This window comes from Haloarchaeobius amylolyticus, from assembly GCF_026616195.1.
Classification (GTDB): domain Archaea; phylum Halobacteriota; class Halobacteria; order Halobacteriales; family Natrialbaceae; genus Haloarchaeobius; species Haloarchaeobius amylolyticus.
In genome coordinates this window covers 1,224,236-1,244,432 of the sequence record NZ_JANHDH010000001.1, presented here as the reverse complement: position 1 = coordinate 1,244,432, position 20,197 = coordinate 1,224,236, and the positions used below count along the sequence as shown (strand labels likewise).

17 protein-coding genes are annotated in these 20,197 nt (G+C 67.6%); 9 read left to right on the top strand and 8 right to left on the bottom strand.

The window, feature by feature from the left end; all coding sequences use genetic code 11:
- Positions 1 to 14 precede the first annotated feature (14 nt).
- Positions 15 to 2,081: a type II secretion system F family protein gene (locus NOV86_RS06380; protein ID WP_267640496.1), complete on the bottom strand. Its 2,067-nt coding sequence runs from the start codon at positions 2,079 to 2,081 to the stop codon at positions 15 to 17.
- Complete coding sequence (locus NOV86_RS06375) at positions 2,078 to 4,273, bottom strand: type II/IV secretion system ATPase subunit (RefSeq protein WP_267640494.1); 2,196 nt, start codon at positions 4,271 to 4,273, stop codon at positions 2,078 to 2,080. The genes NOV86_RS06380 and NOV86_RS06375 overlap by 4 nt, the downstream gene beginning before the upstream one ends.
- 407 nt (positions 4,274 to 4,680) lie before the next feature.
- Between NOV86_RS06375 and NOV86_RS06370 the strand changes: the two genes are divergently transcribed.
- On the top strand, positions 4,681 to 5,199 hold the full coding sequence (locus NOV86_RS06370; protein WP_267640492.1) for a gamma carbonic anhydrase family protein: 519 nt from the start codon (positions 4,681 to 4,683) through the stop codon (positions 5,197 to 5,199).
- 56 nt (positions 5,200 to 5,255) lie between these two features.
- Here the strand turns inward: NOV86_RS06370 and NOV86_RS06365 are convergent, their stop codons facing one another.
- Positions 5,256 to 6,506, bottom strand: a complete 1,251-nt coding sequence (locus NOV86_RS06365; RefSeq protein WP_267640491.1) for a carboxypeptidase-like regulatory domain-containing protein — start codon at positions 6,504 to 6,506, stop codon at positions 5,256 to 5,258.
- 311 nt (positions 6,507 to 6,817) lie between these two features.
- On the opposite strand from NOV86_RS06365, the gene NOV86_RS06360 reads away from it, so the two are divergent.
- The 4 genes from NOV86_RS06360 to NOV86_RS06345 all read left to right on the top strand — a co-directional run bounded on the left by NOV86_RS06360 (position 6,818) and on the right by NOV86_RS06345 (position 10,653).
- Positions 6,818 to 8,152: a phosphoribosylamine--glycine ligase gene (locus NOV86_RS06360; protein ID WP_267640489.1), complete on the top strand. Its 1,335-nt coding sequence runs from the start codon at positions 6,818 to 6,820 to the stop codon at positions 8,150 to 8,152.
- Positions 8,153 to 8,273: 121 nt separating this feature from the next.
- The gene (locus tag NOV86_RS06355; protein ID WP_267640488.1) at positions 8,274 to 9,239 is read left to right on the top strand and encodes a phytoene/squalene synthase family protein; all 966 of its coding nucleotides are present in this window, start codon (positions 8,274 to 8,276) and stop codon (positions 9,237 to 9,239) included.
- 88 nt (positions 9,240 to 9,327) lie between these two features.
- Positions 9,328 to 10,128 (top strand): SDR family NAD(P)-dependent oxidoreductase, encoded by an 801-nt coding sequence (locus tag NOV86_RS06350; protein ID WP_267640487.1) that lies wholly within the window; start codon positions 9,328 to 9,330, stop codon positions 10,126 to 10,128.
- A 72-nt stretch (positions 10,129 to 10,200) separates the two neighbouring features.
- Positions 10,201 to 10,653 carry a disulfide bond formation protein B gene (locus tag NOV86_RS06345; protein WP_267640486.1) on the top strand — a complete coding sequence of 151 codons (453 nt, stop codon included), beginning with the start codon at positions 10,201 to 10,203 and terminating at the stop codon, positions 10,651 to 10,653.
- Between the two features lie 238 nt (positions 10,654 to 10,891).
- Here the strand turns inward: NOV86_RS06345 and cruF are convergent, their stop codons facing one another.
- The 3 genes from cruF to crtID are packed head-to-tail and all read right to left on the bottom strand — an operon-like array spanning position 10,892 to position 14,134.
- A complete protein-coding gene (gene cruF / locus NOV86_RS06340; protein WP_267640484.1) occupies positions 10,892 to 11,776 on the bottom strand; it encodes a bisanhydrobacterioruberin hydratase in 885 nt (294 codons plus the stop codon).
- Positions 11,769 to 12,647: a prenyltransferase gene (locus tag NOV86_RS06335; protein ID WP_267640482.1), complete on the bottom strand. Its 879-nt coding sequence runs from the start codon at positions 12,645 to 12,647 to the stop codon at positions 11,769 to 11,771. The genes cruF and NOV86_RS06335 overlap by 8 nt, the downstream gene beginning before the upstream one ends.
- On the bottom strand, positions 12,647 to 14,134 hold the full coding sequence (gene crtID / locus NOV86_RS06330) for a bifunctional phytoene desaturase/3,4-desaturase (protein ID WP_267640481.1): 1,488 nt from the start codon (positions 14,132 to 14,134) through the stop codon (positions 12,647 to 12,649). The genes NOV86_RS06335 and crtID overlap by 1 nt, the downstream gene beginning before the upstream one ends.
- A gap of 116 nt (positions 14,135 to 14,250) precedes the next feature.
- On the opposite strand from crtID, the gene NOV86_RS06325 reads away from it, so the two are divergent.
- Together NOV86_RS06325 and NOV86_RS06320 are read left to right on the top strand one after the other, a co-directional pair.
- Entirely contained in the window at positions 14,251 to 14,943 is a 693-nt protein-coding gene (locus NOV86_RS06325; RefSeq protein WP_267640480.1) for an SDR family NAD(P)-dependent oxidoreductase, read from the top strand.
- An 84-nt stretch (positions 14,944 to 15,027) separates the two neighbouring features.
- Positions 15,028 to 15,921: a ZIP family metal transporter gene (locus NOV86_RS06320; protein ID WP_267640479.1), complete on the top strand. Its 894-nt coding sequence runs from the start codon at positions 15,028 to 15,030 to the stop codon at positions 15,919 to 15,921.
- Positions 15,922 to 15,930: 9 nt separating this feature from the next.
- On the opposite strand, the gene NOV86_RS06315 is transcribed toward NOV86_RS06320, so the two are convergent.
- Both NOV86_RS06315 and NOV86_RS06310 read right to left on the bottom strand, forming a co-directional pair.
- Positions 15,931 to 16,260, bottom strand: coding sequence for a hypothetical protein (locus NOV86_RS06315; protein WP_267640478.1), 330 nt, complete (start codon positions 16,258 to 16,260; stop codon positions 15,931 to 15,933).
- A gap of 52 nt (positions 16,261 to 16,312) precedes the next feature.
- The gene (locus NOV86_RS06310; RefSeq protein WP_267640477.1) at positions 16,313 to 16,819 is read right to left on the bottom strand and encodes a YkgJ family cysteine cluster protein; all 507 of its coding nucleotides are present in this window, start codon (positions 16,817 to 16,819) and stop codon (positions 16,313 to 16,315) included.
- Positions 16,820 to 16,933: 114 nt separating this feature from the next.
- On the opposite strand from NOV86_RS06310, the gene NOV86_RS06305 reads away from it, so the two are divergent.
- Both NOV86_RS06305 and NOV86_RS06300 read left to right on the top strand, forming a co-directional pair.
- Positions 16,934 to 17,536, top strand: a complete 603-nt coding sequence (locus NOV86_RS06305) for a response regulator transcription factor (RefSeq protein WP_267640475.1) — start codon at positions 16,934 to 16,936, stop codon at positions 17,534 to 17,536.
- 150 nt (positions 17,537 to 17,686) lie between these two features.
- Entirely contained in the window at positions 17,687 to 20,017 is a 2,331-nt protein-coding gene (locus NOV86_RS06300; protein WP_267640473.1) for a bacterio-opsin activator domain-containing protein, read from the top strand.
- Positions 20,018 to 20,197: the final 180 nt, after the last annotated feature.

Below are 20,197 nucleotides of genomic sequence, written 5' to 3'. Positions count from 1 at the left end.
TCTCCCCCGTTCCTTCAGACCAGGACGAACGTCGCGACCGCGACGAGCGTCAGGCCGATACTGTACTTCAACCCCGACAGGGTGTCGTTGTCCGAGAGTTTGCCCGCGAGCATGCCACTTCCCACCGCCATGATGATGACGGAGTGGAAGAACAGCGCCCGGTAGGTGTCCAGCGGGACGTTGCTCAGCGAGGCGAACCCGGCCGCCTGTGCCTCCGCGAGGTTCTCCGTCTGGGCGGTCGTCTGGGCGATGGCACCGAAGTAGCTCGCGTCGATGAGCACGATGACCATCAGGTACACGAGGAACCCGATGACCACGATGGCGATGTACGACGACATCGCGCGCTGGCGGGCCCGGTCGATGCGGTGGCGGTTGCGGGTGTCCTCGGCCGCGATGGCGAGGATCTTCGACATGTCGCCGGAGGACTTCCCGCCTTCCGCGATGAGCTTGATGGTGCGGGTCAGGTGGGGCACCTTCAGCCGGTTGCCGAGCCCGACGAGCGCTGCCGTGAGGTCGTGGTTCCAGTGGATGTCGTTGCGGACGAGTCGTAACTCGTCGGCGAGGACGCCCTTCGACCAGCGAGCGATCATGTCGAGCGCGTCGATGAGCGGGATGCCCATGTAGTTCGCACTCGACAGCACGTTCAGCGTGTCGGGGAAGCGCTCGGCGAGGACCTTCTCGCGGCGGCGCTTGCGTTCGTGGAAGAACGACAGCGGCACGGAGACGATGAGCAGCGGCAGGACGACCAGCAGGGTGGTCGCCACGACCGGGGCGGCCTCGAAGCCGGCCACCGAGGGGGTCGCGAACTCCTGGACGACGACCGCGGCGGTGAACGCCAGTGCGGCCGGGACCGTGAACACGAGCGACAGGTACGGGGTCGCCTTGACCACGGCCAGCGGGTCGCGTGCGAGTTCGACGAGGCGCTCGTGGCGCTGTTCCTTGCGGTAGGCCTCGAAGCGCTCGTCGTCCGCGACGTCGTCGGTGTCGATGGGTTCGGTGCGCTTCTCCGCGAGGGTCACGCCCCCGCTCTGGACGAACGGGGCCGAGAGCACGTCGATGAGCAACAGGAAGCCCACCATCCCCAGCGGGAGGCCGACGTAGATGAGCGTCGCCATCCCGGTCAGCGTCGAGCCGCCGAGGAAACTGATGACCATCAGCGTCACGATGATGAACAGCGGCGCGGCGACGAACGCGACGATGAATATCTCCGAGAGCACCGAGAGCGTCTCCAGGAACTCCTCCTGTTCGTCCTTGGCGGTCTCGGCGTAGTGGCCGGACTGGTCCTCGAAGAACGAGGTAACGTCCCCACCGGAGTCGAGCACGCTCACGAGGTCGTCGAGGAACTGTTCGAGGTTGTCACTCGGCGTGAGGTTCCGGGCGTTCCGGAGCGCGGTGAACAGGTCGTTCCCGAACAGCTCCATGTCCCGGACGATCATGTCGAACTCGTCGGCCACGTCGCCGTAGGTGTCCCGGGAGTCCGCGAGCGCCCGGAACACCTCGACGAGGTTCATCCCGCCGTAGCTCATCGCGTACATGTACGTGATGGCGTGGGGCAGGACGACGTTGATGGCGCGTTCGCGGTTCGAGACGACGTTGCGCGGGTAGTAGTAGCGGAAGGCCCATATCGAGCCCCCGACCGTCCCGCCGAGCAGGAGCGCCGAGGCGCCCCCGGCGAACAGGAACCGGTTCGAGGACACCAGCGACGTGATGCCGCCAGGTGCCGACACCGGCGAGGTGAGGCCGCCGAGGATGCCCATGTTGGCCAGCCAGAACGTCAGCAGGACGCCGGTGACGGCACCGACCGCCCCGCCGACCATCGCGAGGATGGCGCTGTGGGTGAGGTAGATGTCGTAGGTCGTCCCGATGCGCGCCTGGTTCAGCCAGCGCTGGACGTCGCGGTACTTGCCCGGGCGGGCCTTGAAGTACGTGCGGACGACCCCGTACTGGTCGCGCAGTTCGCGCCGTTCCTCGGGGGTCATGTCCCGCGACCGCGGGAAGTACTGGCTGACCTCGTAGTCGGGCAGCGGCGTCTGGCCCTCGCTCAGGGGGGTGTCGATGCCACTCCCCTCGCGGGTGCTCATCGCGCCTCCGCACGGACGACGTCGTCCAGGCGGTCGGCCCGGATGGCCTCCAGGACCTCGTCACGGTCGCGCTGGAAGGTGTGGATGGTCCGGGTGACGTCGTGGTAGTCCGTGATGTCGTTGTCGACGAGGTACTCGAGGACCTCGGTCCGGACCGACAGTTCGCGCTCGAGTTCCTCGGTGGTCCAGCCGCGCTCGCTCGCGATCTCCGCGAGCAGCCGCGAGTCGCCGGTGTGTTCGTACTCGTCGCTGCGCGGGTCCCACCGGAACACCTCGTCGGTCTCGATGGCGGTGAGGTCGTCGCTGGCGTGTATCTCCGCGACGACCTGGTTGCGGCGGACGCGGGTGTCGTCGGTGAATATCTGCTTCTGGATGGCCAGCACGTCGAGGTCCTGTATCATCTGGACCGGGACCGACAGCGGCGCGTTCTCCAGGCGTGCGAGTGCGCCCTCGACGGAGTCGGCGTGGATGGTCGTGTACGAGGTGTGGCCGGTCGCGATGGCGTTGAAGAACGTCAGGGCGACGCGCTGTTCGGTGCGGACCTCGCCGACGAGCAGGTACTCGGGGCGCTGCCGGAGCGACGCCTGGAGCAGTTCGTACATCGAGACCTCGCCGCGGCCACCGTCGGTGACGGCGGGGCGCGAGACGGACTGGATCCAGTTGTCGTGGGGCAGCGTGATCTCGCGGGTGTCCTCGATGGAGACGACCTTCGAGTTCGGCGGGATGAAGAACCCGATGGCGTTCATCGAGGTCGTCTTCCCTGAACCCGTACCGCCCGCGAACACGAGCGACTTGTTGTTCTCGATGGCGAGCCAGAAGTACGCCATCTGGTCGACGTCGAACGTGTTCCACTTGATGAGGTCGACCGGGGTGTACGGCACCTCCGCGAACTTGCGGATGGTGAAGTTCGACCCGCGGGTCGCGATGTCCGACCCCAGCGTCAGCTGGATGCGCGAGCCGTCCGGCAGGCTCGCGTCGATGAGCGGGTCGGAGACGGAGATGTGCTTGCCGGCGCGCTGGGCGAGCCTGACCGTAAAGGAGTTCAGGCGGTCCTTGTCGAAGACGACGTTCGAGCGCAGGTCGCGGTAGTCGCCGTGGTAGACGAACACCGGGACGTCGATGCCGTCACACGAGATGTCCTCCAGGTTCTCGTCGCGCATCATCGCGTCTATCTTCCCGAAGTCGAGGAAGTCACGCAGCAGGTAGTACAGCAGTTTGTAGATGCTGCCGTCCTCGACCGTGGCGGCGTGTTCCGCGATGATCTCCTTGGCCTTCTCCTCGAAGACGAACTCGCGGCCGCGCTCGGACTCGATGTCGTGGTACATCAGACTGTTGCGCAGGATGCGCGTGAGGTCCTCACGGACGTAGCGCTCGAAGCCGTCGAGGTCGACCTCGGTGACCTCGTAGCGGAACTCCTTGGCCGCCCGGTCGAACATGATGGAGACGTACGCGTAGGGGCGGTTGACCCAGTAACGTTCGACCTCGACGAGGTCCTCGAGGTACGAGAAGTCGAACCAGCGCTCCTCGATGAACTCGTCGGTTGGTCGCTCGGCGAAGCCGGTGTCGAGCGTGACCGAGGCGTAGTACGCCTTCACGTCGTCCAGTATCTCCTTGACGATGTCCCGGGGCGCCGCGGTCTGGCGCTGTTCGACCCACAGCACGAGGTCGTCGGGCCCGAACTCGGTCGGGTCCTCGTCGTCGTCCTCGTCGGTCTCCGGGTCCTCCTCGCGGAGGACCAGCTCCTCGGAGGGTGCGTCGGTCGCCTCGTCGGTCTCCGGGTCCTCCTCGCGGCGGACGAGTTCTTCGGACGCGGCCCCCTCGGCGTCCTCCTCGTCCGTCTCGCCGTCCTCGAAGATGGTCGAGACCCCGCGGTGTCGCTCCAGCTCCTCGTCGGTCTCCTCCGAGGGCACGAGTGATTCGCTCTCGGTCGCCGCCCCGGCTTCGGTCTCGGTCGTCGACTCGGCAGCGTCTGTCTCGTCGCTGTCGGTCTCCTCGGCGTCCACTGCCTCCTCGGCCGTGGCTGCCTCGGCGACCTGTGGGCCGTATTCCGGGCCTGCTGCGGCCTCGTCTCCCCCGGTCTCCGTCTCGGCCGACTCACCCGTCGACGTCGACTCGACATCGGTCACCGCCCAACCCCCGTCGGTGGTGTCCGTGCGGTCCTCCCCCTCGTCGGTTTTCTCGTAGGAATTCATCAATATATGTTGATAGGATACGCGGTGTGGTGACGTAAAGCTTTGCGAGATTGTTACGTTAGGATGCTCTAATGCGAGAAAATCAGGGAAAACCAGATACGTTGGTGGCGGAACGTTCTATGTTTCTGAAGTTAAAATTGCTGGTTGTTACCAATTACCAGTAGCGCGCGTGAGAACGACCCGAGTGCCCGGTTCGGGCGCTTCCACGACCGATTGAACCGGCGAACGTGTCGTTACCGGCGGACCGGTGCCACGACGACCCCAGCCTCGACCCGCGCAGACCCCGGTTCGGGATGGGGCGAGGAACCGGCAGCGGCGGCGCCGGCAGACCGTCGAAACCGGGGCCATCGTGCGGTCGATGTCGGTCAGGGAAACGGTTTTCAGCGTGGCGCGTGTCGCCATGCACCATGGTAGACCGTCGCCACTACGAGTTCGAAGGAGAGGCCCCCAGAATCCACGACTCGGCGTTCGTCGCCCGGGACGCGACGCTCGTCGGCGACGTCACGGTGGAGGCGGACGCCAGCGTCTGGCCGGGCGTCGTCCTCCGGGGCGACATCGGGCCCGTCCGCATCGGCGAGAGCTCGCACGTCGGCGACACGGCGGTCCTGCACGACTCCCGCATCCAGGAGCGCGTGATGATCGGCCACGGGGCCGTCCTGAACGACGCCGACGTGGCGACGGGCTCGCTGGTCGGCATCAACGCCACGCTCAACTCCGACGTGTCGGTCGGCGAGCGGACCATCGTCGCGTCGGGGACCGTCGTCCCGGACGGCTTCACCATCCCCGCAGAGTCGTTCGTCCGGGGTGTCCCGGCCGAGGTGGTCCCGCTGTCGGAGACGACGGTCGACCCCGAGGAGATCGCAGACGCGTACTCCTCAGGTGCCTACACGGACCTCGCGTCCCGGCACGAGGAACTGTTCGAGTAGGCGACGAGCGGGTCAGAGAGAAGAGAACAGGTCGAAGACGGAACGCCGCGGCGGCCTCAGCCTCGCTTCTGCAGCACGAGCAGACTCCCGAGCAGCGCGACGAGAGCGACGCCGATACCGAAGCCGGGCGTCGCGCCACCGCCGCCGCCGTCCTCACCCGTGGTCTCGGTGCCGGGTGCGGTCGTCGCCGTGGTCTGGTCGGTCGTGTCCGCGGTCGTGGTTCCATCGGAAGAATCGGTCGCGGGCTGGACGCCCTCGATGGTCACCACGTCCGAGGTCACGGAGCCGTTCGCCGCCGAGAGTTCGACCTCGCCTGCGGAGGTTATCTCGACGGTCGCACCGCCGTCGGCGCCGGTCGTGGCCTTCGAACTCCCGTCGACACGGACGTCGACGCCCTCGGCGGGCTCACCGTACTCGTCGGTCACCGTCACGCGGAGGTTCTGGCCGACGACGACCTGCGTGTTCGCCGGTTCGAGCGAGAGTGCCGGCTCGCGCGTGAGCTCGTAGGTGACCGTCTTCGCGGACTCTCCGACGGTGAAGGTGCCGCTGTAGCTCTGGTAGCCGTCCTTCGTGACCGTCACGGGGTACTCCGTGTTCACGCCGAGGCTCACGGTGCGGTTGCCGTTCTTGTCGGTCTGGAACGTCCCGACGCCGTCGATGGCGATGGACGCCTGGAGCGGTCGCGACTCGTTGAAGTACGGGTCGACCACGCCGAACTCGACGTTCACGCTGCCCTCGCGTATGGAGACGGTCTCCGTGGTCGAGTCACCCGCGACGATGGTGGTCTGCTCCCGGTAGTACCCCGACTTGGCGATGGTCACGGTGTACTCCCCGGCCTCTATCTCACCCGTCTCGAACGCCCCGTCGCTGCCCGTGGTACCGGTCGCCGCGGGGCGCTGGTCGCTCTTCTTGACGGTCACCTTCGCGTCGGCGACCGCCCCGTCACGGTCCTCGACGCTGAGGGTCGCACTCGCGCTCTCGTACATCTTCACGGTCAACTCGTCGCCGTCCTGGACGTTCGCCAGCGACGTGGGGTGATTGCGGACCAGCGATGGGTGGTCGACCTCCACGCCGACGTCAGCACCTTCCGGGACGTCGAACAGGACCTCGCCGTTCGAGACGGTCTCGCGCGTCTTCTGCTCGTCGCCGTACGTGATGGTCACGTTGGCGTTGCCGACGGGGTCACCCGTCTCGGAGACGACGGTGATCCGGAGGGCGACGTCGGGTGTGGAGCCGTCGGCAGCCGCGACACCTGTGAGCGGTGCGAGCAGCAGGACGAGGCCGAGTACGATGGCTGTCAAGCGCATTGGTTGAGCATCCCGGGCGTGCTTACTTAAATTTCGCTGGTTCCTCTCACGTCCTGTTACTGTCTTTCCGGGCGTAAGGAAGGTATTCGTCGGACCGTTCTGGTCGTGTCCCCGGGTCGCACGAGCCACGGGACCGCCGCGGGGACGGCGAGGCCCGTACCTCGTCTCTGCGGCCGACACGTCGACCACGTTCTGGTTCCCCTGGCTGGCGTTCCATCACGGGACGACGGTGTACGGGTGGGAGTGACCGTTCAGCCCCAGAGGACTACCACCTCCCAAACACTTACCCCGTCTCCGTCCCCGGTTGTGGTATGGACCGACGCAACTTCCTCTTCGTCTCCATCGATGGACTCATCGGAGACGTGGCCTGGCGCGTCCGCCAGCAGGGCCACGACGTCCGGTACTTCATCGAGAGCGAATCCGAGCGCGAGATCGCGAACGGGTTCGTCGAGAAGACGGAGGACTGGGAGGCCGAGGTCGAGTGGGCCGACGTCGTCGTCTTCGACGACGTGTTCGGCCACGGCACCCACGCGGAACACCTCCGCGAGGAAGGCCACGCGGTCGTCGGCGGGACCGAGTACACCGACAGGCTGGAGGAGGACAAGGGGTTCGGACAGGAGGAACTGGCCGACCACGGCGTGAACATCCTGCCCCGTCGCCGGTTCACCGACTTCGACGAGGCCGTCTCGTTCGTCCAGGACAACCCCGACCGCTACGTCATCAAACCCTCCGGCGAGGTCCAGAACGTCAAGCGACTGGTGTACGTCGGCGAGGACGACGACGGCGGCGACGTGGTCGACGTGCTCCGGGCGTACAAGAAGGCCTGGGGCCACCGCATGCAGTCGTTCGAACTCCAGCGCCGCGCCGACGGCGTCGAGGTCGCCATCGGAGCGTTCTTCGACGGCACCGCGTTCGTCGAACCGGTCAACGTCAACTTCGAGCACAAGAAGCTCTTCCCCGGCAACGTCGGCCCGCCGACCGGGGAGATGGGCACCTCGATGTTCTGGACCGAGCCGACGAGCCTGTTCGAACGCACCCTCCGGCCGCTGGAGGAGACGCTCGCCGAGGAGGGGTACGTCGGCTACATCGACCTGAACTGCATCGTCAACGGGCGGGGTATCTACCCGCTCGAGTTCACGCCGCGGTTCGGCTACCCGGGCATCTTCATCCAGGAAGAGGGGATGAAGACACCCATCTCGCAGTTCCTGTACGACCTCGCACACGGGACCGACCCCGACCTCGAGGTCCACCGCGGCTTCCAGGTGGGCGTCCGCGTCTGCCTCCCCCCGTTCCCGTTCAACGACGAGGCCACCTTCGACGAGAACTCGAAGAACGCGGCCATCGTCTTCCGGGAGGCCTTCGAGGGCGAGCGCCCGCCCGGAGTCCACATCGAGGACGCAAAGCGCGTCGGCCCCGACGGGACTGCCGAGGGCGTCACCCCGGCCAACGGCCAGTGGCGCGTCTCCGGCTCCTCCGGCATCCCACTGGTCGTCACCGGCGCTGGCACCTCGATGCGAGCGGCCCAGAAGCAGGTGTACGACCGTATCCAGGACATCATCCTCCCGAACATGTACTACCGTGACGACATCGGCGACCGCTGGGTGAACGACGGCGACAGACTCCTCTCGTGGGGGTACCTGCGATGAGCAGAACCACCAGCACGCGACGGGAGCCTAACTGGTTACCGACGCAGGCTATTCCCGTCGATGCCGTAACCATTACCACGGAAGCACGCTCTCACGGGTCTTTCGAACACCGAAGCTACATATGAAGAAAACACAGGTCAACGCGGGGAAGGCCATCCAGCGCAAGACTGGAAAGACGTTCCACATCGCGACCCGGCTCCTCCCCCAGCGCATCCGCCATCCGACGTACGTCCTCTACGGGTTCTTCCGTATCGCCGACGAGGTCGTCGACGACCCGGACGGCACGTCGCCCGACGAACAGGCCGCCCGCCTCGAAACCCTCCGTGCACAGGCGCTCGGCGAAGAACCGACCGACGATCCGGTCATGCAGGCCTTCTGCGAGCTGTGCGACGAGCACGACATCGACGACGAGTGGGTGAACGAGTTCGTCGACGCGATGGCCGCCGACATCGACACCGACCGGTACGAGACGTACCAGGAACTCGAGGACTACATGCGCGGCTCCGCGGCCGCCGTCGGCGTGATGATGACCGACATCATGGACCTCTCGGAGGAGGAGTACGAGCGCGCGCTCCCCCACGCCGTCAAGCTCGGGGAAGCGTTCCAGCTCTCGAACTTCCTCCGGGACGTCCGCGAGGACGTGGTCGACCGTGACCGCGTCTACCTGCCCATCGAGACCCTGGAGCGCCACGACGTCGACGTCGAGGAGGTCCTGAACCTCGAATCGTCGCCCGAGTTCCGCGACGCCGTCCGCGAGGAGGTCTCCCGCGCCGAGGACCTCTACCGCGAGGGCGTCGCCGGCATCCGCTACCTCCCCGAGGACTGCCAGTTCGCGGTCCTGCTCGCCGCGGTGCTCTACGCCGAACACCACCGCGCCATCCGGGCGGTCGACTACAACACCATCGACCACGAGCCCGACCTCTCGCTGGCCCGCAAGCTCTCGCTCGTGGCGAAGACCCGCTGGCACTGGCTCTGGAACAAGGACCCGGAAGCCATCTTCCACCGCGTGAGCGCGGTGCCCGCCAGCGAGGACACGAGCCACCACGAACACGGCCGGGGCTGGACGCGCTGGCTGCCGACGCGGTAGGGCGCCCGCCGTTCTCTCGGTGTTCCCCGTTCTCTGCCGGTTCTCCACTTCCGAGAAGCATCACGGCGGTGATTGTCTCGCGCGGCGTATGGGCGGTATCATGGACCACGCTGCGACCCGACGGGTCGTCGTCCTCACCGGTGCGAACGAGGGTATCGGCCACCACATGCTGCGGACGCTCCTCGACGACGGCTATCGCGTCGCGGGGCTGGATATCGACGTGTCGAACCTCGAACCGCTACAGGACGCCCACCCCGACAGCCTGCGATACCACGAGTGCGACGTGACCAGCGACGCGGACGTCCAGGCGGCCGTCGACGCCGTCCTCGACGAGTGGGGTCGGATAGACATCCTCGTCAACAACGCCGCGATACTGCACTTCGGCTTCTTCGAGGACCAGACGCTCGACGACGCGAATACGGTCTTCGACGTGAACGTCTTCGGCTACCTGCGGACAATCCACGCCGTGTTGCCCCACATGCGGGCCCGGAACGTGGGCATCATCCACAACGTGAGTTCCGGCGTCGGTCTGGTCGGCAACCCGGGCCTGACGGGGTACGGCGCGAGCAAGGGCGCCATCGAGGCGTTCACGAAGTCGCTCCGGCTCGAACTGCAGGACACGGGCGTCGCCGTGACCGTGATGCACCCCCGGCTGGCAGCCACCCGGTCCGCACTCGACCTCGGCTACCCCGACTCGCAGCTGCGCGACCCGACCGACGTGGGGCGGAAACTGGCCCGCAAGATCGAGTCGCGCAAGCCGGTCGTCTTCACCGACCGGGTCACCAGACTCGGGCTGTGGGCGGCCCAGCGGTTCCCGTTCCTCGTGCGGCGCGGGACCCGGCGGTTCGTGGAGGAACACGAGGCAGCACCGCCGGCAGACGCCCGCTGAACCGGCGGTCGTCGCCCGGTCCCTCACCCGCCTGATAGAGAGGCTATCCGAGATGGTCGCGAACTAGCAGGTATGAACTCGTCCCGCTTGCAGCGCCACGTCCTCCTCGCGGCGACCCTCGTCGCGACCGTCGCGACGGTGGGGAGCCTCTACTTCCGGTACGGTATGGGGCTGTTCCCGTGTGAACTCTGCTGGTACCAGCGCATCCTCATGTACCCGCTGGTGGTCGTCCTCGGCATCGCGGCCATCGAGAACCGGGCCGCGGTGTACCGGACCGCGCTGCCCCTCGCCGCGGTCGGGTGGGTCGTCGCGGCCTACCACTCCTACGCGCAGGTCGCGGGGGACACGCTGATGTGCTCGTCGTTCTGTGCCTCGATCCAGTACCAGCTGTTCGGGGTGTTGACCATCCCGAACCTCTCGCTCATCGCGTTCACCGCCATCCTCGTGCTGGTCGGGACGCTCGCGTACGGGGCTCGCCGACCCGTGACCGGGCCGACCGACGCAGAACAGGTTCGCTGTGACTGACGCGTCTCGTGACCCCGGAGGCTGGGCGCATCGGTGCCCCGACTGTTTTGATTGTGTGAGTAAAATTAGGGCTTTTCAGTCTCCAGGCGCGTGATACGGTAGATGTCGGAGACAGAGGAGTCGACCCCGTACCGGTGCGGTGTGGAATGCGAAGACGGGACCCCGTGCGGCAGGGAGGTCAGCAGCCCCGAGAGGACCTGCTGGCAGCACGTCGACTACGAGGCACTGTCGGAGTGACTCAGAACGCCCGTCTCACGACCTGGACCAGCGCGCTGTCGCCGACCTCGAAGTCGAAGCGGTCGGTCTGGAGGAGGCCGATGCCGAACCCGACGGCCAGGAACGCGGGGATCCAGTTGGCGTAGAACGCGTTGATGCTGCCCCACAGGACCACGAAACTGACGAGGTCGTCGAGCATGAACTCACAGGAGTCCAGCCGCCCGCGCAGGTCGGTGCCCTCGAACGCGACGTCGAACAGCACGACGGCGACCGTCGCGGAGAGTACCCACCCCAGGTAGTTCGAGGCCGGGACGCCGTAGTAGCCGCCGACGCCGTCGGGGTGGGCCGCGTACTCCCAGAAGTTCACCGCGACCGCGCCCGGGTCGAGAACGAGGTCGATGGCGAGGACGGCCGCGATGGTCGCGAGCAGGCGGACCGCCCGGTTCTTCGCGTAGTCCTCGAGCAGCAGGATGGTGAGCAGGTAGGCGTTCAGCACCAGGGGGAAGAAGAACACCGGGAGCCCGATGGGTATCTCCCCGAACAGCATCGGCCCGAGCGATATCTCGTACTCGAAGTGCCCATAGGGCCAGCCGGTGCGGACCCCTATCAGCTCGATACCGTAGGCGTAGAGCGTCAGCAGGCCGATGCTGGCGAGGCCCTTCTTCCCGAGGACGGGCAGGACGCCCGCGATGAGGGGCAGGCGCATGACGACCACGCCGAACATGATGAACAGCGCGTTGTAGGCCATGAACTCGGGCAGGAGCCCCTCGGCACTGGCGACCAGCGAGACGGCGCCGACCGCGGGGAACACGACCGCGATGGTGAAGCGGTGCTCCCGCACGAGGGCGTCGAAACGCGCCTCGAGACGCCGGCGGTCGAACCCGCCGCCACCGCCCAGCCTATCCATGCACCATCACCCACAGCGCACCCATCGTCATCAGCATCCCGACGACCGTGTTCACGAACGGGAACCACCAGTAGGCGCGGTCGACGGCCACGTCCGAGAGGGCGATACCGGCGACGAACACCGGGTAGACGCCGAGCAAGAGGCCGAGGCGCCAGTCGACGAGGGCGAACGCGCCCGCGGCGGCGAGCCACGTCAGCCCGCAGTAGAGGTAGGTCCGGGCCTCGCCGAGGAACGTCGCGGTGGTGCGGATGCCGGCCTCGCGGTCGGGCTCGATGTCCGGGATGGCCGAGAACGTGTGCATCCCCATCGTCCAGAGCCAGCCGCCGGCGACCGCCAGCAGGGGCGGGAACTCGCCCGCGAGCGCGGCGTAGGCGACCACGCCGGGCAGGACGTACAGGCCGTTCGACAGCGAGTCGAACAGGGGCTTCGTCTTGAACCGGAAGGGTGGCGCGCTGTACTGCACCGCGAGGACGTAGTACGCGGCCATGGCGATGCCAGCCTCCTGCGAGAGCACGAAGACGAACGGGAGCCCGACGACGCCCGACGCGAGTATCAGGACGTTCACGGTCGGGCTGTCGCGGTACCGGACCTCCTTGCCCTCCTTCTTCGGGTTGTACTCGTCGACGTCGCGGTCGAACACGTCGTTGACGCCGTAGAGGAAGACGTTCGCGGGGAACGTGAAGTACAGGAACAGCGCGACCGCGACGGGCGCGAACAGCTCGGCCGAGGAGCCGGCGGCGTAGGCGACGCCCACGACCACCGGGCCGGCGAGGTAGAACCAGAACCGCGGCCTCGAGAGCCGGAGGAGGTAGCCCGGGAGCGTCTCCTCGGAGGGGACCGCCGATGCGAGTCGGGTCGCCACGTCCGTCATCAGTTCGCGTGGTCCTCCAGGATGCAGTCGGCCGTCAGGTCACCCGAGATGAGGCACATCGGGACGCCGATGCCGGGCGTGGTGTACGAGCCGGTGAAGTACAGGCCGTCGACCTTCTTCGAGCGGTGTGGCGGCCGGAACAGTGCGGTCTGGCGCAGCGTGTGTGCCATCCCGAGTGCGGTCCCCTGCATCGAGTTGTAGCGCTCGCCGAACTCCGAGACGGAGAACATCTCCTCGACGACGAGGCGGTCGCGCAGGTCGACGCCGGTGTTCTGTGCGATGTCGTCGAGGACGAGGTCGCGGTACCACTGGCGCGTCTCCTCGTCGTCGTCCAGCCCCGGCGCGATGGGCACGAGCACGAACAGGTTGCTGTGGCCCTCGGGGGCCACGGAATCGTCGGTCTCGGAGGGGACACAGAGGTAGTACGCGGGGTCCTCGGGCCACTCGGGGTCCTCGAATATCTTGTCGAAGTGCTCCTCCCAGTCGGTCGGGAGGACGAGGGTGTGGTGAGCGAGTTCGTCCACGTCGCCCTCGACGCCCATGTACATGAGGAACGCCGAGGGGGCGTAGGTCCGCGAGTCCCAGTACTCCGCGTCGTACTGGCGCTTCTCCTCGGGCAGGAGCTCCTGCTCGGTGTGGGCGTAGTCGGCGTCGGAGACCACGAGGTCGGCCGGGTACTTGTGGCCGTGGGCCGTCTCGACGAGGAAGCCGCCGCCGCGGCCCTTGATGGCCGTCACGGGTTCGTCGACGTAGAACTCGACGCCCAGTTCCTCGGCCATCTCGACGATACCGTCGACCACGCCGCCCAGCCCGTTCTCGGGGTACCAGACGCCGAGGTTGAAGTCGACGTGGCTCATGAGGTTGTACAGCGCCGGCGTGTTCTTCGGCGAGCCGCCGAGGAAGACCAGCGTGTACTGCATGATCTGCTGGAGCTTCGGGTGGTCGAAGTACTTCTCGACGTGGTCCTGCATCGACCCCAGCAGCGAGAGGCCGCGGGCCTGCCGCGCCACGTCGATGTCGATGAAGTCCCGGAGCGAGGAGCGGTCCTCGTAGACGAAGTGCTCCATCCCGACGTCGTAGTTCTCCTCGGACTTGTCGAGGTAGCGTTCGAGCGCCTCGCCCGCGCCCGCCTCGTAGGACTCGAAGACCTGCTTGGTCCGCTCGATGTCGGCGGTGATGTCGACCTCGTCGCCGTCCTTGAAGAAGATGCGGTAGTGGGGGTCGAGCCGTTCGAGGCCGTAGTAGTCCGTGGGGGTGCGGTCGAAGTGCCCGAAGAAGCGCTCGAACACGTCGGGCATCAGGTACCACGACGGGCCCATGTCGAAGCGGAAGCCGTCTTTCTCCAGCACGGAGGCGCGGCCGCCGAGCTGTTCGTTCTTCTCGAGGACCGTGACGTCGGCACCGGCGTCAGCGAGATAGCAGGCAGTCGAGAGGCCGCCGAACCCGGAGCCGACGACGACCACCGACGTTCCAGAGAGGGAAGTCATGTGTTCCTGTAGTAATGAGACGGGCATAAACCCGGTGCCAGACTCGTTCGGGGATGTCGCGCCGGGACGGTGCCGCGACCGATGCTTTCCTGCGGATACAGTGCCAACCGGGTGGTATGAACGACCTCACAGCAGTCGTCACCGGCGCGAGCCGTGGCATCGGCGCGGCAATCGCACACGAGTTCGCGGACCGGGGCGCACACGTGGTCCTGTGCGCTCGCAGTGCCGAGGACGCCGACGCCGTCGCCGACGACATCGAGTCGGCGGGCGGGGCGGCGACTGCGATGCGGGCCGACGTCCGCGACGAGTACGACGTGGAGCGCCTGCTGGAGACCGCCTCCCGGGTCGGCGGCGGTATCGACGTGGTCGTCGCCAACGCGGGCGTCTACCACGGCACGCCGGGCGAGACGCCCATCCAGGACGAGTCGTACTCGGGGTTCGACGACCACCTCCGGACCAACGTCCGCGGCGTGTTCGCCACGCTATCCGAGGCGGTCCCGCACCTGAACGAGGGCGCACGACTGCTGGTGCCGACGGGGAAGATCGCCCGCGACGCCAAGCCCGGCATCGGCTCCTACGCCGTCTCGAAGGCGGCCGCCGAGGCGGTCGCCCGGCAGTTCGCCGCCGACACCGACTACGTCGCCGGCTGTGTCGACCCCGGACAGGTCGCGACCGACCTGTCGGGCCCCGGCGGGCGCGACCCGGCCGACGTGGCCCCGATGTTCGCCTGGGCGGCCACCGAGTGCCCGGCCGAGGACCTCGCCGGCAAGGTGGTCGGACTCCGCGAGTGGAAGACGGCGACGCGCTAGCCCGGACCGGTTCACGGCGCCCCGACGGCTGCGACTCGGTCAATCGAACGTGTTATTAATCGGTTCGCACTAGCTAGTAATACCATGGGCAGTACGCAGTCTCTCGTCTCCAGGGCCGGGCGGACCGGCGCGTCGGTCGGCCTCGGCGCTGTCGGTCTCCTCCTCGCCTTCTCCGTCGCCGCAGTCGTGCTTTCTGACTCCACGGCCGCGCTCAAGCCGGTCGGCATCGGCTGGGTCGCCTTCTTCGCGATGGCGCTCGCCATCCCGCTGGGCGTCCGTGCGAAGAACCAGCACGCGAAGACGCTGGTCTGGGGCTACGGCCTCGCCTCCGGCGCGATGGTCGTCAGCGCCGCGATGTTCCTCCTCCCGCAGGCGTTCGGGCTCGCACAGGGCGCCGCGAACCCGGCGGTCGGGATGAAGTATGCCGGCGTCGGCGTCGCGGCCGGCCTCCTCACCGGCTTCGGCTCGCACACCATCGCGCACCGCTTTGGCCACCTCGACCTCGGCTTCGACCACACCGCGGTCGAACTCTCCGCACACGCCCTCGCGGCCGGCGTCATCATCGGCATCGTCTACGGGACCATGCCGGCCATCGGCATCGGCCTCGGGCTCGCCATCGTCTCGCACAAGGGGCCCGCCGGCTACGCCGCGGCCCGCCGCCTCGCCGCGAACGGGAAGTCCCCGACGGTCCTGCTGCTGCCGGCGACCGGCGTCGGCCTGACGGCCATCCCGGCGAGCTTCCTCGACCTCTCCGGTGACCCGCTGATCACCGCGGCCGTCTTCGGCTTCGCCGCGGGTGTGTTCCTCCACGTCGCGATGGACTTCCTGCCGAAGTGCGAGATCGGCGGCGAGGTGTACGAGGTCGCGCAGGTCTCGGAGAACGCACACCACCTGCTCGACGAACTCCGGTACCACGCGGTCGGCAGCACGCTGCTCGGCGGCGGCGTCGTCTTCGTGGCGTGGCTGCTCGTCGGCTGAGTCGGTTGGTTAGCTCTCTTCGTCGTCCGATTCCAGATGTTCCTCTGCCCACTCGCTCAGCGAGTCCCAGCCCGTCGTCTCGCCGATGGACTCGATGGCGTCGGCCAGCGTCTCCTGCGGCTGGAGCTCGCGCTCCGAGCCCTCGACGAAGGTGTGTTCCTCCCGCTCCTCGTCGAGTTCCGTGTGGAAGAACATCGAGGTGCCGGACTCGTAGAAGACGTTCGTGCCCTTCTCGAGGATACCGACGTGTTCGACGTCCTCGCGCGGGTGGTCCTCCGGCCAGTCGTAGGCGGTCGTGAGCGTCTCCGCGGTCTGGGTGTCGTCGGTGTCTCGCGCCATGTGCGAAGCCAGTCCCGCGAGCCCGAAGGGAGTCCTGCCTAGACAGGATGGCCTACAGCGCCACGTCGCTGGTCGGGTCGTCGATCTCCCACAGGACCTCGGGCAGGAAGGCGTCGAGGTTGTCGATGACCTTCCGCTCGGAGACGTCCAGCCCCTCGCAGTGCTCGTGGGCCGAGTCGCGGATGTCGACGTGCAGGCCGTCGTCCTCGACGGTCACCGCGAGGGGGAACACCGAACAGCGCGCGGGCTTCCAGTCGTGCTCGAGGTGGAGCGAGCAGAGCCCGTCCTCGCGCAGGAAGTAGCAGGCGCGGCCGTCCTCGTCGACGTGCTCCTCGCGGTCTTTCTCCTCGGTCGGGACGAAGTCGTGGCCGCGGAAGTCGGTGGTCGCCTCGCTGAGGTCGGCGTGTTTCGCCAGCTCGAAGAAGTCCGGCTCGTACAGCAGGACGCCGTGGGTGCAACACCACGTGCAGTCGTCGACGCACTCGAAGGTCAACTCGGGGTCGAAGTCGACGACGACCTCGCAGCCGGGGTGGACCTCGACGCGCCGGGAATCGCTCATCGTCGGTGGTGGGGGCTCGCCACTCAAAGAGTCGGCGGTCTCGCCCGCCCCAAGGTGTATAGGCTGTGGTAACTGGGGGAAGCAGTAACAAACAGGTGACAACTGGGGAAGTCAATGACACAGGGTGATGCTCCAGACGACGGGTCCGCGGGTGGGGAAACGACCGTACTCGTCGTCGACGACGACGAAGACCTCGCCGAAACCTACGCGCTCTGGCTCGGGAGTGACTACGACGTCAGGGTCGCGAACGACGGCGAGACCGCCCTCGAACGCTACGACCCGGCGGTCGACGTGGTGCTGCTCGACCGGCGGATGCCATCGGTCTCGGGCGACGAGGTCGCCCGGGAACTCCGGACACGGGACTCATCGTGTCTCATCGCCATCGTCACGGCGGTCGGCCCGGCGTTCGACCTCCTCGACGTCCCGTTCGACGAGTACCTGCTGAAGCCGGTCGACCGCGAGGGCGTGCTGGAGACGGTCGAGCGACTCGCCGCCCTCGCCGACGTCGGCGTGGAGCCCCTCCGCGAGTACTACGCCCTCCAGTCGACGCTGTCCATCCTTGAGCGACTGGAGTACCGCGACGCCGAGGCGAACGACCAGCTGGAGCGGTTGCGCGGCCGACTCGGTCGCAAGCGCGAGGCGGTCTGCGAGGCGGTCGACGAGGCCGAGCTCGCGGCCCTGCCCATCGACCTGCCCCCGTGCGAACTCGAACAGTGAGTCCCGGGTGCTCGCGACGCCGAGAAGACGGTCGAATGCCGGCGAGAGGCGTCCGCTGAAACCGCCGTAGAGCCGGTCGTGTGGGCCGCTCCCGAACACCTCCGGGCGCGATGCATTTAACAGGTTATAGGCCCCAGTACCGCCCACGAAATGCCGAGCGAGTTCAGCGTCCTCTTCCTGACGAACGGGGGTGCACCGTCGTCCCCTGCGCCCGGCGGCGGGCACCCACTCTCGGTGGTCACCGAAGACTCGATTCCGGCGGTGACCGAGCGACTCCGGTCCGAGGAGTTCGACTGCGTCATCGCCGACGTCGGGGCGACCGACACCGGCGACCCGTCGGTCCTCGACGCGGTCCGCGACGAGTTCGGCGACGTCCCGTTCATCCTCCTCTCGGACGGGAGCGACTCCGTGCCGACCGACGCCTTCGCCGACAGCATCGTCCACACGGTCGAACCGGACCAGCAGGTCCCCTTCCGCGAACTCGCCACGTACGTCTCGGCGACGAGCGACCTCGAGGGGGCGGTCGACGAGGGCACCACGGCCGACCGGTTCGGCGTCTTCGCCCGGCACTCACGGGACGCCGTCGTCACCGCCGACGAGGACGGCCACATCTCGGACGTGAACCCCGCCGCCTCGACGCTGTTCGGGTACGAGAGCGAGGAACTGGTCGGGGAACCGCTCTCGCTCGTGTTCGCCGAGTCGGACGCCACCGACGCCGTCCTGTCGCCCATGACCGACGAGGCGTCGACGCCGTCGCTCCAGTGGCAGACCGTCCAGCTCGACGTGGCACACGCCGAGGGCCACGAGGTGCCGGTCCTCGCCACGTTCGGCACCTTCAGCGACGCGGACGGCCGGTACTACACCGGAATCATCCGCGACATCTCCGAGCGCAAGCGGCTCGAGACCGAACTCGAATCGCACTTCGAGCGCGTGACGGACGCGTTCTTCGCGCTGGACACGGACTTCGACTTCCGGTACGTCAACGACCACGCCGCTGAACTCCTCGGCGTCCATCCCGAGACGGTGGTCGGCGACAACGTCTGGGACCGGTTCCCCGGGGCGGTCAACTCCACCTTCCAGGAACAGTACGAGAAGGCGATGGAGACGCAGGAGTCGGTGTCGTTCGAGGAGTACTTCCCGCCGCTGGAGACGTGGTTCTCGGTGCGGGCGTACCCGTCCGAGACGGGGCTCTCGGTGTACTTCCAGGACGTCACCGAGCGCAAGGAGCGCGAACAGGAACTGCGCCAGCGCCGGGCCGAACTGGAGAGCGTCGCCCAGCTCAACCGGGTCGTCCACGGCATCAACGAGGCGCTGGTCGAGGCGGCCAGCCACGAGGCGGTCGAACGACTCGTCTGCGAGGAGCTGGCCGAGTCGCCCCAGTTCGACTACGTCTGGCTCGGCCGGACCCGCCAACCGCGGCGGGGCATCGACCCGGTCGCGGCCGCGGGTGACGGGCCGGCGCCGGCGGACATCGCCGTCGAGTCGGACCCCTCGTCGGGTGCCGAGACGCCGGCCGCGGTCGCCGCCGAGACGCAGACGCTCCAGGTCGTCGACGACATCGACGCCGCCGACGCGTTCGACCCGTGCTGTGGCGCGGTCCGCGATGCGGACTTCACCTCCGCGGCCGCGATTCCGCTCGTCTACAAGGACACCCTCTTCGGCGTCCTCAACATCTACGCGGAGAGTCCCGGCGCGTTCACCGAGGGGGTCGTCGACGCGCTCTCGCAGCTCCGGAACGTCGTCGGTCTCGCCTTCAGCGCGACCGAGCGCCGGGCCGCCCTCATCGCCGACCAGACCATCGAACTCGAACTCGAACTCGTCGGGGACTCGGCGTTCTTCGACGCCGTCGCCGACGCGGACGCCCGCCTCGAACTCGACGGGGCCAGCGCCGTCGACGACCACACCTTCGTCGAGTACTTCACCGTGACCAGCGGCGACGCCGACCTCCTCCGGGAGCAGGCGACGGCGGCCGACGCCATCGAGGACGTCTCCATCGTCACCGAGCAGGGGGACGAGACGCTGCTCACGCTCACCATCGTCGACCCACCCATCTCGACGCTGCTCGCCGACCACGGCGGGACGTTGCGGACGCTGGAGATCGACGGCGAGACGGCGCGGCTGGTCGCCGAACTCCCCCAGTCGGCCTCCATCCGCTCCATCGTCCAGTCGCTCGACGAGCTGTTCGAGCGTGCCGACATGCGGGCGAAACGTGAGCACCAGCGCCCGGAACGCCGCGTCGCGGAACTCCGGTCGGCGCTGGAGAACGAACTCACCGACCGCCAGCGCGAGGCGATCGAGACCGCCCTCTACGCGGGCTACTTCGAGTGGCCCCGCCGGAGCGACGCCGAGGACATCGCCGAGGCGCTCGGTATCTCCTCGCCGACGTTCCACGAACACCTTCGGACGGCCGAACAGAAACTGCTCACCGACCTCTTCGATGGCGACACCGAGTACGTGCAGGACGTCCAGGACGTCGAGTGACACGCCCTAACGCGTCAGGGGCCGTCGCCTTGCGCTCGCGACGTGTAGCCGGAGATACCGGGACGACCCGTCCTGGTTCCAGGCACCCTATTCCCCCCATGCCGGGCGGCCGGTCGGTACGGCCGCCTGCCGTTCTCTCTTCTCGAGCCGCCGCTACCGGTCCCAGGGGGACACGAATCG

What these genes read in the sequence shown, in the direction of transcription:
- NOV86_RS06380 (WP_267640496.1), bottom strand. Translation starts at nt 2,081, where the DNA reads ATGAGCACCCGCGAGGGGAGTGGCATCGACACCCCCCTGAGCGAGGGC.
- NOV86_RS06375 (WP_267640494.1), bottom strand. Translation starts at nt 4,273, where the DNA reads ATGAATTCCTACGAGAAAACCGACGAGGGGGAGGACCGCACGGACACC.
- NOV86_RS06370 (WP_267640492.1), top strand. Translation starts at nt 4,681, where the DNA reads ATGGTAGACCGTCGCCACTACGAGTTCGAAGGAGAGGCCCCCAGAATC.
- NOV86_RS06365 (WP_267640491.1), bottom strand. Translation starts at nt 6,506, where the DNA reads ATGCGCTTGACAGCCATCGTACTCGGCCTCGTCCTGCTGCTCGCACCG.
- NOV86_RS06360 (WP_267640489.1), top strand. Translation starts at nt 6,818, where the DNA reads ATGGACCGACGCAACTTCCTCTTCGTCTCCATCGATGGACTCATCGGA.
- NOV86_RS06355 (WP_267640488.1), top strand. Translation starts at nt 8,274, where the DNA reads ATGAAGAAAACACAGGTCAACGCGGGGAAGGCCATCCAGCGCAAGACT.
- NOV86_RS06350 (WP_267640487.1), top strand. Translation starts at nt 9,328, where the DNA reads ATGGGCGGTATCATGGACCACGCTGCGACCCGACGGGTCGTCGTCCTC.
- NOV86_RS06345 (WP_267640486.1), top strand. Translation starts at nt 10,201, where the DNA reads ATGAACTCGTCCCGCTTGCAGCGCCACGTCCTCCTCGCGGCGACCCTC.
- cruF (WP_267640484.1), bottom strand. Translation starts at nt 11,776, where the DNA reads ATGGATAGGCTGGGCGGTGGCGGCGGGTTCGACCGCCGGCGTCTCGAG.
- NOV86_RS06335 (WP_267640482.1), bottom strand. Translation starts at nt 12,647, where the DNA reads ATGACGGACGTGGCGACCCGACTCGCATCGGCGGTCCCCTCCGAGGAG.
- crtID (WP_267640481.1), bottom strand. Translation starts at nt 14,134, where the DNA reads ATGACTTCCCTCTCTGGAACGTCGGTGGTCGTCGTCGGCTCCGGGTTC.
- NOV86_RS06325 (WP_267640480.1), top strand. Translation starts at nt 14,251, where the DNA reads ATGAACGACCTCACAGCAGTCGTCACCGGCGCGAGCCGTGGCATCGGC.
- NOV86_RS06320 (WP_267640479.1), top strand. Translation starts at nt 15,028, where the DNA reads ATGGGCAGTACGCAGTCTCTCGTCTCCAGGGCCGGGCGGACCGGCGCG.
- NOV86_RS06315 (WP_267640478.1), bottom strand. Translation starts at nt 16,260, where the DNA reads ATGGCGCGAGACACCGACGACACCCAGACCGCGGAGACGCTCACGACC.
- NOV86_RS06310 (WP_267640477.1), bottom strand. Translation starts at nt 16,819, where the DNA reads ATGAGCGATTCCCGGCGCGTCGAGGTCCACCCCGGCTGCGAGGTCGTC.
- NOV86_RS06305 (WP_267640475.1), top strand. Translation starts at nt 16,934, where the DNA reads ATGACACAGGGTGATGCTCCAGACGACGGGTCCGCGGGTGGGGAAACG.
- NOV86_RS06300 (WP_267640473.1), top strand. Translation starts at nt 17,687, where the DNA reads ATGCCGAGCGAGTTCAGCGTCCTCTTCCTGACGAACGGGGGTGCACCG.